The sequence below is a fragment of the Bartonella sp. B41 genome, from assembly GCF_053795765.1.
This window is the reverse complement of the sequence record NZ_CP200037.1, coordinates 33,335-50,290: the sequence shown is the minus strand read 5'-3', so window position 1 is coordinate 50,290 and position 16,956 is coordinate 33,335. Positions and strand designations below refer to the sequence as shown.

General features: G+C 36.8%; 16 protein-coding genes, 1 other RNA gene and 1 pseudogene. 16 read left to right on the top strand and 2 right to left on the bottom strand.

Annotated elements, in window-relative coordinates; all coding sequences use genetic code 11:
• Positions 1 to 54 precede the first annotated feature (54 nt).
• Entirely contained in the window at positions 55 to 993 is a 939-nt protein-coding gene (gene gshB / locus V4P54_RS00235) for a glutathione synthase (protein WP_455477170.1), read from the bottom strand.
• A gap of 87 nt (positions 994 to 1,080) precedes the next feature.
• Here gshB and V4P54_RS00230 point away from each other — a divergent pair, with 87 nt between their 5' ends.
• Positions 1,081 to 1,863: a molybdopterin-synthase adenylyltransferase MoeB gene (locus V4P54_RS00230; protein WP_455477169.1), complete on the top strand. Its 783-nt coding sequence runs from the start codon at positions 1,081 to 1,083 to the stop codon at positions 1,861 to 1,863.
• Positions 1,864 to 1,896: 33 nt separating this feature from the next.
• Here the strand turns inward: V4P54_RS00230 and V4P54_RS00225 are convergent, their stop codons facing one another.
• Positions 1,897 to 2,475 carry a c-type cytochrome gene (locus V4P54_RS00225; RefSeq protein WP_455477168.1) on the bottom strand — a complete coding sequence of 193 codons (579 nt, stop codon included), beginning with the start codon at positions 2,473 to 2,475 and terminating at the stop codon, positions 1,897 to 1,899.
• A 540-nt stretch (positions 2,476 to 3,015) separates the two neighbouring features.
• Between V4P54_RS00225 and V4P54_RS00220 the strand changes: the two genes are divergently transcribed.
• From V4P54_RS00220 to rimP, 15 genes and pseudogenes are all read left to right on the top strand, one after another.
• Positions 3,016 to 3,879 (top strand): prephenate dehydratase, encoded by an 864-nt coding sequence (locus V4P54_RS00220; protein ID WP_455477167.1) that lies wholly within the window; start codon positions 3,016 to 3,018, stop codon positions 3,877 to 3,879.
• A gap of 230 nt (positions 3,880 to 4,109) precedes the next feature.
• Positions 4,110 to 4,206, top strand: an RNA gene (gene ffs / locus V4P54_RS00215) — signal recognition particle sRNA small type.
• A gap of 232 nt (positions 4,207 to 4,438) precedes the next feature.
• Positions 4,439 to 6,211, top strand: a complete 1,773-nt coding sequence (locus V4P54_RS00210; RefSeq protein WP_455477166.1) for a DNA polymerase III subunit gamma/tau — start codon at positions 4,439 to 4,441, stop codon at positions 6,209 to 6,211.
• 14 nt (positions 6,212 to 6,225) lie between these two features.
• A complete protein-coding gene (locus tag V4P54_RS00205; protein WP_455477165.1) occupies positions 6,226 to 6,549 on the top strand; it encodes a YbaB/EbfC family nucleoid-associated protein in 324 nt (107 codons plus the stop codon).
• A 35-nt stretch (positions 6,550 to 6,584) separates the two neighbouring features.
• Complete coding sequence (gene recR, locus V4P54_RS00200; protein WP_455477164.1) at positions 6,585 to 7,190, top strand: recombination mediator RecR; 606 nt, start codon at positions 6,585 to 6,587, stop codon at positions 7,188 to 7,190.
• Positions 7,191 to 7,471: 281 nt separating this feature from the next.
• Positions 7,472 to 8,155: a tRNA (adenosine(37)-N6)-threonylcarbamoyltransferase complex dimerization subunit type 1 TsaB gene (gene tsaB / locus V4P54_RS00195; protein WP_455477163.1), complete on the top strand. Its 684-nt coding sequence runs from the start codon at positions 7,472 to 7,474 to the stop codon at positions 8,153 to 8,155.
• A complete protein-coding gene (rimI, locus tag V4P54_RS00190) occupies positions 8,155 to 8,640 on the top strand; it encodes a ribosomal protein S18-alanine N-acetyltransferase (protein ID WP_455477162.1) in 486 nt (161 codons plus the stop codon). Before tsaB ends, rimI begins: the two co-directional genes overlap by 1 nt.
• A gap of 31 nt (positions 8,641 to 8,671) precedes the next feature.
• A complete protein-coding gene (miaB, locus tag V4P54_RS00185) occupies positions 8,672 to 10,048 on the top strand; it encodes a tRNA (N6-isopentenyl adenosine(37)-C2)-methylthiotransferase MiaB (RefSeq protein ID WP_455477161.1) in 1,377 nt (458 codons plus the stop codon).
• Between the two features lie 268 nt (positions 10,049 to 10,316).
• Positions 10,317 to 10,793 carry an rRNA maturation RNase YbeY gene (gene ybeY, locus V4P54_RS00180; protein WP_455477160.1) on the top strand — a complete coding sequence of 159 codons (477 nt, stop codon included), beginning with the start codon at positions 10,317 to 10,319 and terminating at the stop codon, positions 10,791 to 10,793.
• A 101-nt stretch (positions 10,794 to 10,894) separates the two neighbouring features.
• A complete protein-coding gene (locus V4P54_RS00175) occupies positions 10,895 to 11,914 on the top strand; it encodes a hemolysin family protein (protein ID WP_455477159.1) in 1,020 nt (339 codons plus the stop codon).
• Positions 11,877 to 13,511 (top strand): apolipoprotein N-acyltransferase, encoded by a 1,635-nt coding sequence (gene lnt / locus V4P54_RS00170; RefSeq protein ID WP_455477158.1) that lies wholly within the window; start codon positions 11,877 to 11,879, stop codon positions 13,509 to 13,511. Before V4P54_RS00175 ends, lnt begins: the two co-directional genes overlap by 38 nt.
• Positions 13,512 to 13,658: 147 nt before the next feature.
• A complete protein-coding gene (locus tag V4P54_RS00165; protein WP_455477157.1) occupies positions 13,659 to 14,072 on the top strand; it encodes a helix-turn-helix domain-containing protein in 414 nt (137 codons plus the stop codon).
• A gap of 130 nt (positions 14,073 to 14,202) precedes the next feature.
• Complete coding sequence (metK, locus tag V4P54_RS00160) at positions 14,203 to 15,471, top strand: methionine adenosyltransferase (protein ID WP_455477156.1); 1,269 nt, start codon at positions 14,203 to 14,205, stop codon at positions 15,469 to 15,471.
• On the top strand, positions 15,468 to 16,169 hold the full coding sequence (gene trmB, locus V4P54_RS00155; RefSeq protein ID WP_455477155.1) for a tRNA (guanine(46)-N(7))-methyltransferase TrmB: 702 nt from the start codon (positions 15,468 to 15,470) through the stop codon (positions 16,167 to 16,169). The genes metK and trmB overlap by 4 nt, the downstream gene beginning before the upstream one ends.
• Before the next feature lie 172 nt (positions 16,170 to 16,341).
• Positions 16,342 to 16,954, top strand: a pseudogene (gene rimP / locus V4P54_RS00150) (ribosome maturation factor RimP).
• The last annotated feature ends 2 nt before the right edge of the window (positions 16,955 to 16,956 follow it).

The following is a 16,956-nucleotide window of genomic DNA, read 5'->3' as shown; positions in this document are numbered from 1 at the left end:
ACCATTCATAATTTTTCTCACAAAACTATGTTTTTTCTCTTAATTCAAATAAATTTACCTTGAACGTTTCAACTCGATAATATCCCAGAAAAGCTTAGCTACATCTAAACCGTTAAAGCGTTTAATCTCACGAACCCCTGTAGGAGATGTCACATTTATTTCTGTTATATAATCCCCAATTACATCAATGCCCACTAGAAGAAGATCTCGTTCTCGCAAAATTGAACCAATGCGCTTGCAAATTTCATAATCACGCTTCGTTAAATCAACTTTTTCTGCACGACCTCCAACATGCATATTGGAACGGACATCCATTTCTGCTGGAACCCGATTAATTGCTCCAACCGGCGTACCATCAAGTAAAATAATCCGCTTATCCCCTTTTCGTGCCTCACCTAAATAACGCTGTACAACAAAAGGTTCGTGATAGCTTTGCGCAAACATCTCCAAAAGAGACATTAAGTTGCGATCGCCCTTTTTCAAATGAAAAATATTCATCCCCCCACTCCCATAGAGTGGTTTAATAATGATTTCGCCAAACGTGGCTCTAAAAGACAATACTTCCTCAATGTCTTTTGTAATTAATGTTTCTGGCATCAAATCAGAAAATTCAGTAACAAAAATTTTTTCTGGGCTATTGCGTACCCATGCCGGATTGTTCACTACAAATGTCTTAGGATGAACACGCTCCAACAAATGGGTCGTAGTAATATAGTTTAAATTAAAGGGAGGATCTTGACGTAAAAGCACTACATCCATATCCGTCAACACTGTACGAACAGATTTTCCCAATTTATAATGGTATCCCTCTTTATCACTCACCTTTAATGGCTCTAACCACGCAATTATAGAACCATTATCCATAGATAAACGATCTGGTGTATAATGAAAAAGAGAATATCCACGATCTTGCGCTTCCAAAGCAAGCGCAAATGTTGTGTCTCCCTGAATTTGAAGAGTTGAAATGTGATCCATTTGAATGGCAATTTTCATGAATGAAACCTCTCTAAAACCAAAAGCAAACTGATTTATACACTATAAACTTAGTAAACAATAAAGAACTATGATAAGAGAAAATCTATGATACAAGAAACGGATATCAAACTGAGCAATGAGGAAATCGAACGCTATGCGCGCCACATAATTTTACCTGAAATTGGTGGTTCTGGACAACAGAAGCTAAAAGTTGCACGCGTTCTTGTTGTCGGCGCAGGCGGCCTTGGTGCACCTGTCTTAACATATTTAGCTGCAGCGGGAGTTGGTACCATTGGGGTTGTTGATGATGATTTCGTATCACTTTCCAATTTACAACGCCAAATTATCCATAAAACAAGTGCAATTAACCAAAACAAAACTAACAGTGCTAAAATCACTATAAAAGAAATAAACCCTCATGTTACAGTTGAAACACATAATTTCCGCTTAAATGAAAATAATGTAGATAAATTACTAAAAGACTACGATATCGTTATTGATGGTAGTGATAATTTTGCTACACGGTATCTTCTGGCTGATCATGCTGCACAATGTTCAAAACCTTTAATAAGTGGTGCTGTAGAACGTTTCAGTGGCTCATTAACAGTACTTATGCCCTATACAGACAATAATCCTCGCTTCCATGATTTATTCCCAAATCCACCTTCTCCAAACACTATTTCGACATGCGCTGAAGCGGGAATTATAGGAGTTTTGCCCGGTGTCATCGGAGCATTACAAGCAATGGAAGCAATTAAACTTATTACAAAGATTGGTGATCCTTTAGTAGGAAAAATTTTACTCTACAATGGGTTATCAGCACAATTTAGAACCATCTCCTATAAACGAGCAAACTTTCCTAAACAATCAAACTCCGGCGCAAATTAAGCAATAATTTTAAGTATCTACTTCTGAATAAAGTCAATTCGATCCACTTTTTTTATTATCTATTGGTGTTTTATCATTCGTTGGCAAAGAAGCAGGATTATCGGATAAGCTGCGTAAATAAAGCAAAAGGTCAGCACGATCTTGATCATTTTTAAGTCCGCGAAAAGACATGATTGTTCCTGGAAAAGCCTTGCGTGGTGATTGTAAATAATGATCTAAAGTAACAAAGTCCCATTTTTTATCAGAATTTGCACGCAATACCCGTGAATACGTAAAACCTGTTATGGATGCAAAAGGACGATTCACAATTTCCCAAAGCGTTGGACCAATACGACGAAATTCATTACCTTTAGAGGTATGGCATATAGCGCATTGCCGAAAAATTTTACGTCCATTCTCAAGATCACCTTGTTGAAGGCGATCGCTCAATAACAAAGAAATATCAGATGTTTGTTGTTTTTTTCCAACTGCACCGCTCCCTTTCATGTCGTGAGAGCGTTGAACAGATGGGAAATTACTGTAAACCACATCTCTAAGTGTAGAAATACACATAACGATAATCATCAAAAAAAGACAAGCACAAATAAAACAGGCAATTTTCAAGCGATTCATAAAGATTCAAATGTTTATATTTTCACTGCTGATTTTAATCTAAACTTTTTCCTTACGATATACAACACTACAAAATATTCCGCATGACATTTGGAAACTTACAGTGGCCATTGAACCTATTATTTTCATTTCTCCTCATATGGAAACAACCTTTCAACCACAAAAATATCTACTCCAAATCTCCTCCAAAATGGCCTGCTAGCGTAGATCATCGTAAAATCATTAGTGCCTTATAGCATCTAAAAAAGATTCTAATTGATATTGTAACTTTGGTCAGTAAAAAATAGATCAAACTATCATCAAAATTGGCAAACCAATTTCTCAAAGCTGCTTTTGTGCCCTTTTTGCCCATTTAGAAACTTCTTTATGTAGATGATTTCTTTTTATAATCATATTGAAAATACACATCTGTAAACACGAACCTCTTGAACAATTGAACACATTGGAACATGATATATATATCAACGCGGAAAATATAGATACAGTTTCTTTAGGAATTGATACGCGGCATGGTTTTGAAAAAGTTCGCGGAATTTTGGCATGAAAACAACTCTGAAAACTAATAAAATCTCTTTCCAAGGAGAATTTGGAGCAAATTCCCATATTGCCTGTGCAAATATGTTTCCAAACATGGATGCTGTACCCTCTGCCACTTTTGAAGACGCACTTAACTTAGTTGAAAATAAGCAAGCTGACCTTGCCATGATTCCTATTGAAAATACCCTTGCGGGGCGCGTTGCAGATGTTCATCATCTTTTGCCACAATCATCCCTCTGTATTATTGGTGAATATTTTTTACCTATCCATTTTCAATTAATGGTTTTGCCCGGTGTTAAACGTGAAGAAATTAAGACCGTTCATAGTCATATCCATGCCCTTGCACAATGCCGCAAAATCATTCGTAATAATGGCTGGAAACCTATCATTTCTGATGATACTGCCGGAGCTGCAAAATTTGTTAAAAAAGACGCCAAACGCTCGCAAGCCGCCTTAGCACCTCTAATCGCATCAGAACTTTATGGACTTGATATTCTTGAAAAAAATGTTGAAGATAACCCGCATAATATCACCCGTTTTGTCATCCTTTCACGCTCTCTTAAATACGTTCCAAAACCCCAAAATGGAGAAAAAATTATAACAAGCTTACTTTTTAGAATCCGTAATGTTCCAGCTGCCCTCTATAAAGCAATGAAGGGCTTTGCTGTAAACGGTATTAACATGACAAAATTAGAAAGCTATCAAATTGGTGGACATTTTAACGCAACACAATTCTTCGTCGACGTTGAAGGACACCCTGAAGATCCCATGATGAAACTTGCCTTAGAGGAACTCTCTTTATTTTCTGTTGAATTTCGTATTATTGGAATTTACCCAGCCCAAAACGATCGGAAATCCCCTGAATAAAAAACAAAATTTTTCAACAAATTTGGATTCAGTAAAATCTTTCTACGTCCTAATTGCATAAAACAAAAAGAATACTTTCTCTATGTTAAACAAATCAAGGAATTAATCTACCCCAACAGACCTGTAGCATGATAGTATAAAACTCGACTAAAAGAAGCAATTATTTTGTTCTTTCTACATTTATCGTTTCTTAGCTTGATCTTTTATTTTAAATCAGCAATATGGACTTGGGAGGTTGGTAGTGGACGAACTGCTCGCCAACCGGGTCAGGTCTGGAAGGAAGCAGCCCTAACGAGTTTTGTACGGGTCATTGTACCATCCTCCTATTTTGTTGTATAAGATGTATAAATTGTATTTTTATCGTTTTCAGTGAACTATTTGCTTTTGTAGTGATATTTTTTTGTGCAACAGATTTGAGAAGAGTCTAGTTTTTCCTCAAGCAAGCGACTCTACTTCTTTGAGAAAAAATCCTTTTGTACTAGAGTAGGATGTTAGCCTACACTTTTATTTTTATTGTTTTTGGAATGTATTTTAAAGAGTCTCAAAATTGGAATCATTTATGGAACAAATATCGGTAGAAACTAACTATCACGTTCTTGCTCGCAAGTATCGTCCTAAAAACTTCTCTGATCTTATCGGTCAAACAGCAATGGTACATACTCTTACCAACGCTTTTCAAACAGGTCGTATTGCACAAGCATGGATGTTAACTGGTATTCGGGGGGTAGGTAAAACCACAACAGCGCGTATTTTAGCACGTGCACTCAATTATAAAACAAAAGACATTAACCGACCAACTACTGAACTAAATACACTTGGTGAACATTGCATACAAATTATCGAAGGACGCCATATTGACGTCATAGAGATGGACGCAGCTTCACATACGGGTATTGACGATATTCGTGAGATTATTGAGCAAATACGTTATCGTCCTGTTTCTGCACGTTATAAGATTTATATTATTGATGAAGTACATATGCTTTCAACGCAAGCATTTAATGGGTTATTGAAAACTCTTGAAGAGCCACCGCAACATGTAAAGTTCATTTTTGCAACAACAGAAATTCGTAAAGTTCCTATCACGATTCTTTCCCGCTGTCAGCGTTTTGATTTACGGCGTGTCGAATCAGCAGTTTTGGTCAAACATTTGCGTCAAATCGCTCAACATGAAAAAGTAGAAATAGAAGATCAAGCCCTCTCCATAATCGCTCGTTCTGCAGAAGGCTCTGTTCGTGATGCATTATCTATTTTTGATCAAGCGATTTCTCATGGAAATGGCAATGTCAGCGCCATTACAATTCGCGCAATGTTAGGGCTAGCAGATCAATCACGTATCATTGATCTTTTTGAATTTATCATGAAAGGTAATATTGTAAATGCATTGCATGAATTACGAAGTCAATACGATGCTGGTGCCACCCCCCTTGCTATACTGACAGAATTGGCAGATTTTAACCATCTAGTCACACGTTTACGTTTTACGCCAGAGGTAGCAGAAGATTTTTCACTTACTGAAGAAGAACGCTTGAGAAGTTTGGATCTTTCACAAAAACTTTCTATCCCCATTTTGTCTCGAAATTGGCAAATGTTGCTTAAAGGAATACAAGAAATCAGTCAAACAGAGCGCCCACTACAAGCTGCTGAGATGCTGTTGATTCGCCTTACTCATGCCGCTGATCTACCAACTCTTGATGAAGCTTTAACAAAAATTACGCAAGAAAATACGCCCTTCACAGTTATCCAAAGTTCTTCAAATACATTGCCAAACTTACCAAATTTTTCATTGCAACCAAACAATGTATCGAGAATAAAAACTCCTAAAAATATGAACCCTCTTGAGGTACTCCCATCCCCCGAAACAATTCAATCTATTACAACCTCTGAAAATATTGATCAAAAGACTGTAATTATTAATTCTCTACACGATCTTGTTGAATTAGCTGAACAGAATAACGACATCCCTTTCAAGGTACATATTAAAGAATTTGTTCACCCTGTTTCTTTTAAACCAAATCATATCACTTTAAGACTTACTGATAGTGCTCCACCTTCACTTCCTCGAGACATAGAAAAAACACTTTTTAAATGGACTAGGCAACGCTGGACTGTAACCCTTGTCAAAGAAGGAGGAGGACCAACCCTACAGGAAGAAAGTATAGCAACCAAAGAAGCTCTTATTTCTGATGCAAAAAAAGACCCCGATATCATGAAAATTTTTAACCATTTCCCAAAAGCAAAAATTGTTGATATACGTCTAAATAAGCAGGAGAATAACCTTGATTTACTCTCAGATACCATTAAAAGTGGGGCCCATACTAATAATGGATAAGGACATTTACTGCTATGAATAATATGATGAGTATGATGAAAAAAGCCAAAGAAATGCAAGAAAAAATGCAGCAGATTCAACAAGAAATGGCTAATTTACAAATAGTAGGAACTTCCGGCGGTGGACTTGTTAGCATTACCTTAAATGGTAAAAGTATCGTAACAGCAGTTAAAATTGATCCTTCATTAATTAAACCTGAAGAAGCTGAAATTCTTGAAGATTTGATTATGGCAGCCTATAATGAAGCTAAAGCAAAAACTGAAACAGCTTTTACGGAAAAAACTAAGGCCATAACAGAAGAATTGTCGCTCCCTTCAGATTTCAAATTTCCTTTCTAATGAACAGAGTTTAATGGGCTCTTCGGGGAAACAGTATGTTTAAACACATCGCAGGTTCTGAAATTGAGCGTCTTATTCAGTTATTAGCACGAATACCTGGTCTTGGCCCACGTTCAGCGCGTCGTGCTGGACTTTATCTTATAAAAAAAAAGGAAAGTTTATTAGAGCCTTTAGGAGCAGCAATACAAGCAGCTGTAGACAAAGTTTGTGTTTGTTCTGTTTGTTGGAATGTGGATACAACTGATCCTTGTTCAATTTGCACAGATCCTAAACGTGATAATACGACGATTATTGTTGTTGAAGATGTTGCTGATCTTTGGGCTCTTGAGCGCGTAAAAACTTTATCAGCGCAATATCATGTATTAGGAGGAAGACTTTCTCCATTAGATGGGATAGGACCTGATGAACTTAATATTGCTTCCTTAATACGACGCGTTGTAGATAATTCAATTACAGAAATCATTTTAGCTGTTAATGCCACTGTTGAAGGACAAACAACAGCTCACTATATTACTGACCAACTTTCTAATTTCTCAGTTAAAATTACTAAACTTGCCCATGGAGTACCGGTTGGAGGCGAATTAGATTATCTTGATGATGGGACTTTGGCAGCAGCTTTACATGCAAGAACAAATCTTTAAAACTACCTCAGCTTATTTGCCATCTTTTTTTTCTGAATGATCTTCATCACAGAATTCTGGTACATTTCTTCTGATCTTCTGATGTACACTGAAAATTATCATAAAACGTACTGCGTATTGAGTACAGCAATGCTTACATTTTTGTAAATGTTAAAATTGCTTGTTAAATTTTCGCCGCTTAACCCTGTTCTTTTTATTCTGTAATACACTATACAGAATGAAAAACATAAAAAAATACAATAAGACTTTTTTTTATTATACTATTCAATTAGGATACTTTCATGCTTATCCTTGCTATAGACACTGCTTCAATCTATTGTGCTGTTGCACTCATTCGTGATAGGCATGTTATTGCAAGAATCAGTGAACGCATAAACAAAGGACACGCTGAAACACTAATTTTGCAAATTTCACAAACAATCGATCAAGTTGGTATTACTCTTGATCAAGTTGATCGCATTGCAGTTAATATTGGTCCTGGATCATTTACTGGTATACGAATTGGTGTTTCAACAGCAAGAGCCTTGGCTCTTGCGCTCAAAATACCAGCTGTTGGAGTAAATACGTTAGAAGCATTGGCAGAACAAACGATAAATAAAAATGCCCCATCAGCAATCACTGTTGTCATTGAAGCTGGGAAGACCATGTTTTACTATCAAAATTTCGATGAAAATCGAATACCATTGTGTACACCAAGTCTAGGAGTAATTGAAAATATTATCGAGAATTTGCCACAACAAACTAAATTGATAGGACCAGCAGCTGATATTGTTACATCGCATGTTAAAAATAATTATGGAAGTAGAAAAATCATAATTGATCAAATCTTATGTGAAGCAGCTGATGTTGTGAGTTATGCTCATGTTGCCGCAAACAAAACACCACAAGATCCTCCTCGTCCTCTCTATCTGCGTGATGCTGATGTAAAACAGCAAACTGGTTTTGTTTTACCAAGAAAAAAATAATGGATACATTTTCATTAAAAAAATGGGGAGTTTCCCCCTTACAAGAAGATGATGGAGCTCTTCTTTATGAAATTCATCGATATTGTTTCATCCCTTTTTGGGAAAAGCAGGTTTTTGATAATTTTTTAACTGATCATTTTACCTTTGGATATAAAGTCTACCTCGTTAATGAACCTAAGAAAATTTTAGGTTTTTGCCTGTACCGTCTTATTATCGATGAAGCAGAAATCATCACTATTGCTGTCCACCCTCATTGTCGTGGACAAGGAATTGGACGCTTACTTATCAAGCGTACACTGCACCACCTTCACCGTAAGCGCGTAATAAAACTATTCCTAGAAGTGGAAGAAACTAACCTTTCTGCATTAAATCTTTATCGACATTTTAAATTCCAAAAAATTGCTAAACGCCCTGCATATTATCAATCAAAAAACAGCCGTACAAATGCAATTGTAATGCAAAAAACTTTTAAGCAAACAGATTGAGATTTTGATAAAAAACGTTTAGACACGTACCATGAAAAAAGCAGATCCTAAGAATACACTCCTTGTGACTCCTAAAAAAGTTTTTATTAAAACTTATGGATGTCAAATGAATGTTTATGATAGCCAACGGATGGCTGATAGTCTGAGTTCACAAGGATATGTTGCTACACAAACACCGAATGACGCTGATCTTATTCTTGTTAATACCTGTCATATTCGTGAAAAAGCAGCAGAGAAGCTTTATTCTGATCTTGGTCGTTTACGAGTGATACGTCAAGAACGTGCACCTGAAAAACCTTTGGTAATTGGCGTAACTGGTTGTGTTGCGCAAGCTGAAGGAAATGAAATCTTGCGCCGTGCACCTACCGTGGATCTCGTCGTTGGTCCGCAAATGTATCATCGTTTGCCAGATTTTTTAAAACAAGCTGAACAAGGAAAAAAAGTTGTCAAAACAGACTATGCTGTTGAAGATAAATTTGCTCATCTACCACCTCATAGTAAACCAGCAGTAAAAAAACGAGGCGTTAGCGCATTTTTAACAGTACAAGAAGGCTGTGATAAATTTTGTACCTTTTGTGTTGTTCCTTACACGCGAGGAGCTGAGATATCGCGTCCTGTTGAACAAATTAGAGAGGAAGCGCAACAACTAATTGAAGCAGGAGTCAAAGAAATTACACTCCTTGGACAGAATGTAAATGCTTGGCATGGACAAAGTGCTGATGGCAAAACTTGGTGCCTTGGCGACCTTCTTTATCATCTTGCCAAATTGGATGGTCTAAAACGTTTACGCTATACGACAAGCCATCCACGTGATATGGATGATCGTCTCATTGCTGCACACAGAGACCTTGACATATTGATGCCTTACCTGCATCTCCCTGTTCAATCTGGTTCAGATCGCATCCTAAAAGCGATGAATCGTCAACACAAAAGCATTCATTATCTTAATCTTATTGAAAAAATTCGTTATGCACGACCAGATATTGCTTTTTCAGGAGATTTTATTGTAGGATTCCCAGGAGAAACAGACGAGGATTTTGAAGAAACTGTGAAACTTATTAAACAAGTAAAATACAGTTCAGCTTATTCTTTTAAATATTCACCAAGACCTGGAACAATTGGTGCAACAATGAAAAATCATGTTGATGAAGCGGTAAAGGATGCTCGTCTTCAACATTTACAAGCCCTTCTCCTTGAACAACAAAATGCGTTTTTACACTCCAAAATTGGTCAAACAACAGACGTCCTCATAGAAAAAGCTGGTCGTCACTCTGGACAAATGGTAGGACGCTCACCTTGGTTGTTGCCAGTTGTGGTCGACACAGATGCTTCTGCTGGCACTGTAATGTCAATTCATATTAAAAATACGAGTTCAAATAGTTTTGTAGGTGAAGTCGCAAATTCATAAATACATTTTCTTGTTCACTATACAATGAACAGATTTTAAAGGATTATCTTACTCTTCGAAAACAGAATCTTATATCTCTTAAATGAAAAATCTAGACAAAAAGAACGTGTATTATCTTAAAATCATAATCATTCATTTTTATGAAAAAGGTCATGCACCCACTCTCTTATAATTACTCTTTATCACATCCTTTGAAGATAATTCTGGCATAAAAAATAAAGAAGTGCCATTCTTATATGTCCTATTAGAAAAATGAATTCGATTCGCTATGATTACTATTGATATCACAATTGAAAGTCTTGGATGGAATAGTAAAAAAACACTTCACGACATTACTGAGAAAGTATTAACAACCACCATGCGTCACCTTTCATTGGAGAATGTTGTCAGTGAAATAAGTCTACTTTTTACAGATGATAAACGTATGGCGCAAATCAATTCTCAATGGCGTAACAAAAATAAACCAACAAACGTCTTATCTTTTCCGGCCTGTTCTATTAAATCTGGACAACGTCCTGGACCAATACTTGGTGATATTATCATTGCACGAGAAACTGTTTTTCTTGAAGCCAAAAAAGAAGGGAAGACGTTTCAGGATCACTTGACACATATGATCGTTCATGGTGTCCTCCATCTTCTTGGCTACAACCATGAAATAGATGATGAAGCATATCAGATGGAAAATCTTGAAAAAGAAATTCTTAAAAAGCTTTCTATAAAAGACCCCTATGCTGAGTATCCTTAAAATGATAGAAGTTAAGAATTTTAAACAAAATACCATAATAATGGAATTTAAAGTATCTTAATGCATATGTTATAAGAAGAAAGTTTAGAAAATTTTGAATCATGGCCGAAAAAATTAATGCACACAACAACAGTTACACATCTTCCAATATAGGAGAACATCCTCCCCAGCGAGCAAATCATACAGAAAAACAGTCTTTCATAAACCATTTTTTTTCGTTTTTGCGTGGACGAAATCATACTTCATTGCGTGAAGATCTTGCTGTTGCACTTGCTACTGATAATGAAAAAGATACGGATCTTTTTTCACCTGAAGAACGAACCATGTTGCATAACATATTACGTCTGCGCGAAGCACGCGTTGATGATGTTATGATTCCACGTTCTGAAATTGAAGCTTTAGAAATCAACACCTCTCTTGGAGATGCACTTAAATGCTTTGCAAAAATTGGTCATTCTCGCATACCAGTTTATTCAGAAACCTTAGATGACCCATGGGGAATGATTCATATCCGAGACATCCTTAATTACATAACCCGATTTATTTCTAAATCAGCAAAGATAGAAGAAACATCTGATGCGCTTCAGTTAAACCATGCAAATTTGCAAATTCCAATCAGTGAACTTGATCTCATTCGAACAGTCCTCTTTGTTCCAGGATCCATGCTTGCAAGCAAATTGCTAACACGTATGCAAACTACACGCACACAAATGGCTCTTGTTATTGATGAACATGGTGGCACAGATGGATTAGTCTCTATGGAAGATATTGTAGAATTGGTCGTTGGTGATATCGAAGACGAACATGATAATGTTGACAATGCTATCGTGCAAGAACCTAATAATAGGTGGCTCGTTGATGCAAGAACTGAGTTAGAAGATGTGGAAAAAGCTCTTGGTCCTGATTTTATCGTAGGAGAATATGGTGATGAAGTTGACACTATTGGCGGCTTAATTGTCTCAATTCTTGACCGTATTCCTGCAAAAGGAGAAGTTATTGAAGCAGTACCAGGATATCGATTTCGTATTTTAGAAGCAGATAAACGCCGAATTAAAAGATTGCGCATTTTTCGTATCACTGAAAATGAGCATTGCGAGAAACATGCCAATTCTAAGGAATAGACGAGCGTTTTTGAACAATTTTGTATTTTTCTTGTTTTCTGTTAACGGCTGGAAACAGCGAGTAGTGGTATTTTTATGTGGTGCATTCACATCTTTCGCACTTCCACCTTTTTATTTGACACCAATCTGTTTTATAACTTTTCCCGTTTTCAACGTTTTACTTGATAAAATAAGTGCTATCCAGAATAATAAAAAGCGCTTCCTCACCTATGCTTTAAGTTGTGGAATATTTGGATTTGGTTATTTTATTTGCAGCCTTTGGTGGTTGAGTAGTGCTTTGCTTACGGATCTTGCTTCCTTTTGGTGGATAGTACCGTTTGCCATTTTTTTCCCTCCTATTTATCTTTCTCTTTATTGGTTTTTTGCTGGCTTCATTGTTGGTTTATTATGGACAAAGGGAATAGCACGTTTTTTTGGTTTAGCTTTTGCTCTAGGATTAGCAGAATTGCTGCGCGCTATTCTATTCACAGGATTTCCGTGGAATGCTCTTGGTTACACAGCTATGCCAACTCCAATGTTCATGCAATCGGATGCAGTCGTAGCACTTTACGGAATGAATATTCTTGCTGTATTGACTTACAGTTTACCTACTGTTTTGCTAACAAATGAAAAAAAACAACTGGCACTTTCTCTTTGCTTGCTGCTTATATTGGTTCACAGTAGTTTTGGATTTTATCGTCTCATTACTGCACCAAATGTTACTGATTATCAAAAGAGTGGACATTGGGTGCGCATCGTTCAGCCCTCTATCCAACAAAACTTAAAATTATACAAGACCGAACACGAAGCCATACTGGCCGCTCACATCAACTTAAGTATAACACCAAAAGATGATCAAAATCCAGAACCAGATTTTATTGTATGGCCAGAGGAATCTATCCCCTATGCCCTTGGTAATTCTCCTTCTCTCGCAATGTACATATCCTCTTTTCTTAAGCCTCAACAATTGGCCATTATTGGTTCTGTACGAACTAGTGCTGATCTCCCGAATACTCAACAAAAATATTTTAATACAATTGCAGTTGTGAACGCAAAAGGAGACATTCTGCACACCTCTGATAAACTTCACTTAGTTCCTTTTGGTGAATATCTTCCATATCAAGATTTATTGAACAAAATTGGATTACGAGCCATAGCAGACAATGTTGGTGGATATACGGCTGCGCATGTACGAAAAACGGTCGTGATGCCAAACGGATTTTCTTATCTTCCACTAATTTGTTATGAAGCAATATTCCCCAATGAAATGACATTTGAAGGTTCCCCTCCTCAAGCAATTATTAATGTCACAAATGACGCATGGTTTGGTACAACTCCTGGTCCATATCAACATTTTCAACAAGCACGATTACGTGCAATTGAGATGGGAATTCCTCTCATACGAGCAGCAAATAATGGAATATCTGCTGTCGTAGATTCTTATGGACGAATCGTTGCATTTCTTAAACAAAATGCCATTGGTGTTATTGATTCTCCGATTCCACCACCAATTGCTGCAGTATGGAAAAGAGAATACAGAATATTCTCCACTTTTATCTTATTCATTCTTATGCTATTGTGCTACATCAGTTTTGGTTCTACAAAACAGCTTAAATGATCGAGTGCCCATGTACAATATCGTGTTATGCGTGCCGGTAACATTGGGAAAAAGTATTACATATTATCTTAATTATATGATAAACTAACTTCACATAAATCTGATGTTGGTTTGGAAGTGAAATGCTGAAAATTAAAGAGTTGCATTATGACCGAAGCTAGAAAAAAACCAGATCCTATAGATATTTATGTCGGAACACGTATTCGTTTACGTCGGAATATTTTAGGTCTTACCCAAGAAAAACTTGGTGAAAAATTAGGTATCACTTTTCAGCAAGTGCAAAAATATGAAAAAGGTACAAATCGTATTGGCGCAAGCCGCCTTCAGGCAATTGCAGAAATCATGGATGTTCCTGTTTCTTATTTCTTTGATAAAGGAATTGGTATCCAATACATAGAAGGCTTTTCTGAAAATGACAGTGTTTTTATGGATTTTTGCTCCAGCAATGAAGGAATTCAGCTCATGCGTGCTTTTACGAATATATCCGATTCTAAAGTACGTCGAAAAATCATTGATTTAGCAAAAGCGCTCTCTGAAGAAAATCCGACAGATAAACTATAAAATATTAACTATCCCTTTCCTCTATATAATCTTATAAATCGATTGATGAATTGCCGCGAGAGTGGCAAATAAGGGTATCTTGAATCAACGATTAATTAAAAGTATTGGTTTTCTTTTTTAAGGAGCTTCTATGCCGCATCAGGATTATTTTTTTACCAGTGAATCGGTATCGGAAGGACACCCTGACAAGATTTGTGATCGTATTTCTGACGAGATTGTTGATATGGTTTACAAAGAAGCTAGAAAAACTGGTACTGATCCATGGTTAGTGCGAGTTGCTTGCGAAACTTTAGTCAGTGTGAATCGAGTTGTCATCGCCGGTGAGGTGCGTGTTCCTGACACACTCTTAAAAAGAGATAAAAATAAAGAGTTTATTTACGATGAGAATGGCTTTCCGCTAATTAATCCTTCCCGTTTTCGTGCAGCAGCACGTCGTGCTATTCGTGCAATTGGTTATGAACAAGTAGGATTTCATTGGAAAACTATTAAAATTGATGTTCTTTTGCGCCCCCAATCAGATGATATTGCACGAGGAGTTGACAATGCTTCAGATCGGTGTGGTGAAGAAGGAGCAGGTGATCAAGGCATAATGTTTGGATATGCTTGTCGTGAAACACCAGATCTTATGCCTGCACCAATTTATTATGCACATAAAATTTTAAAACTTCTTTCCTTAGCACGTCATAAAAAGGAAGGAGAAACTGGAAAATTAGGACCAGACGCCAAAAGCCAAATAACAATACGGTATAAAAATGGAAAACCTATAGAAGTAACATCCATTGTTCTTTCAACACAACACTTTGATGAAAGCTGGGATTCAAATAAAGTGCGCACCGTTGTTGAACCTTATATTCGGCAAGCTTTACGCGATATTCCTATTTCTGACCAATGCAGTTGGTATATTAACCCAACAGGAAAATTTGTCATCGGTGGTCCTAGAAGCGATGCAGGACTGACGGGACGCAAGATCATCGTTGATACATACGGAGGTGCAGCTCCCCATGGTGGTGGAGCTTTTTCAGGAAAAGATACAACAAAAGTTGACCGTTCAGCAGCTTATGCTGCACGCTATCTGGCTAAAAATATTGTTGCAGCCGATTTAGCAGAACGATGCACCATACAACTGTCTTATGCTATTGGCATCGCACAACCCTTATCCATTTACCTTAATCTTCATGGAACAGGAAAAGTTGATGAACGTATTCTAGAAGTTGTAATCCGTAAAATAATGGATCTGTCACCAACAGGTATTCGAAGACATCTTGACCTCAACAAACCTATTTACGCAAAAACAGCTGCTTATGGTCACTTTGGTCGTAAACCAAAGCATGACGGTTCATTTTCATGGGAAAAAACTGATCTCATCAAGATTCTTAAAACAATGATTAAAACATCATGATCGTTCACAATAAACGCGCACATAAATCCTTTTTTGGTCGCCGACAAGGAAAAAAATTGCGGAATAATCAGCGTACACGTGTAAAAACGCTTCTTCCGACTTTTAATATTGACGTAGACAATCCCGCACCCCTAGACTTAATGTCTTTGTTTTCCAGCGAAGTGAGAGAGGTACGACTTGAAATTGGCTTTGGTAGCGGCGAGCATTTATTGCATGAAATGGCACATTTCCCAAAAACTGGTTTTATTGGCGTAGAGCCCTTCATTAATGGAATGGCAAAAGTATTGGCATCTATTGAAAACAACAAACAATATCAAAATCAACTTCGCCTTTATGATAACGATGCTGCATATCTTCTTGATTGGCTCCCAAATGCATCCCTTGATGGAATAGATCTTTTTTATCCTGATCCATGGCCTAAAAAAAAGCATTGGAAACGACGTTTTATAAATATGAAAAATCTTAATCGCTTTGCTCGCGTTCTTAAAGTTGGAAAAGAATTCCGTTTTGCAAGCGATATAGAAAATTATGTAAACTGGACCATATATCACTGTACGCATCACAATCACTTTAAATGGAAAGCTGAGAGTCCTAAAGATTGGAAAATGCCTTATCCATCATGGATAAGCACTCGTTATGAAGCAAAAGCTCTACGTGAAGGACGGACACCCGCTTATCTTACATTCATAAAGAAATAAACAGTAAGACCCTTTTATTATTAAACGACTTGAAAAAATTTGAATTTGAGAGTATCAATGAAGAAATTCTTGGTCTTATGATGAGGAGTGGGTCGTTTTGATCCGCTCTTTTTTAGTGTCGTAAAGCTGATTTAATATCGTAAAGCTGAAAAATCAATTTGGATTACAGTGTATGAAAAAAACTAAAAGAATTGACGATATTGATGAACCACGTCTATTTGAAGAAAATGGTATAGAAGCGCATGTTGCTGCTCTCATCGCACCATTGCTCAAGCCCTTGGGGTTTCGATTGGTTCGCGTAAAACTTTTTGGTCTAAATGGTCTAACGCTTCAAATTATGGCTGAACGTACCGACAATTCCATGACCGTAGAAGATTGCGAAACTGTTAGTCGTACTATTTCACCCTTTCTTGATATACAAAATGTTATTGAAAGCAAATATCACCTAGAGATCTCATCTCCTGGAATTGATCGTCCATTGGTAAGAAAGTCTGATTTTTTTCGTTGGCAAGGACATGTTGTAAAAATTGAAACAAAAGCAGTAATTAATGGACGTAAAAAATTTCGTGGGATACTCGAAAATGTTACACATTATGGCTTTACATTAAACATTGATAAAGCAGCATATGGAGAAGAGAGACATGCCTCTATTCTTTTTGATGACATCATTGGCGCACATTTGGTTCTCACCGATGAACTCATTCATGATGCATTAAAAAAAAATAAAGGATTAATTTCAGAAAATGGCCCTAATATATAAAAAGATACCAAATTACAAAAATTAATA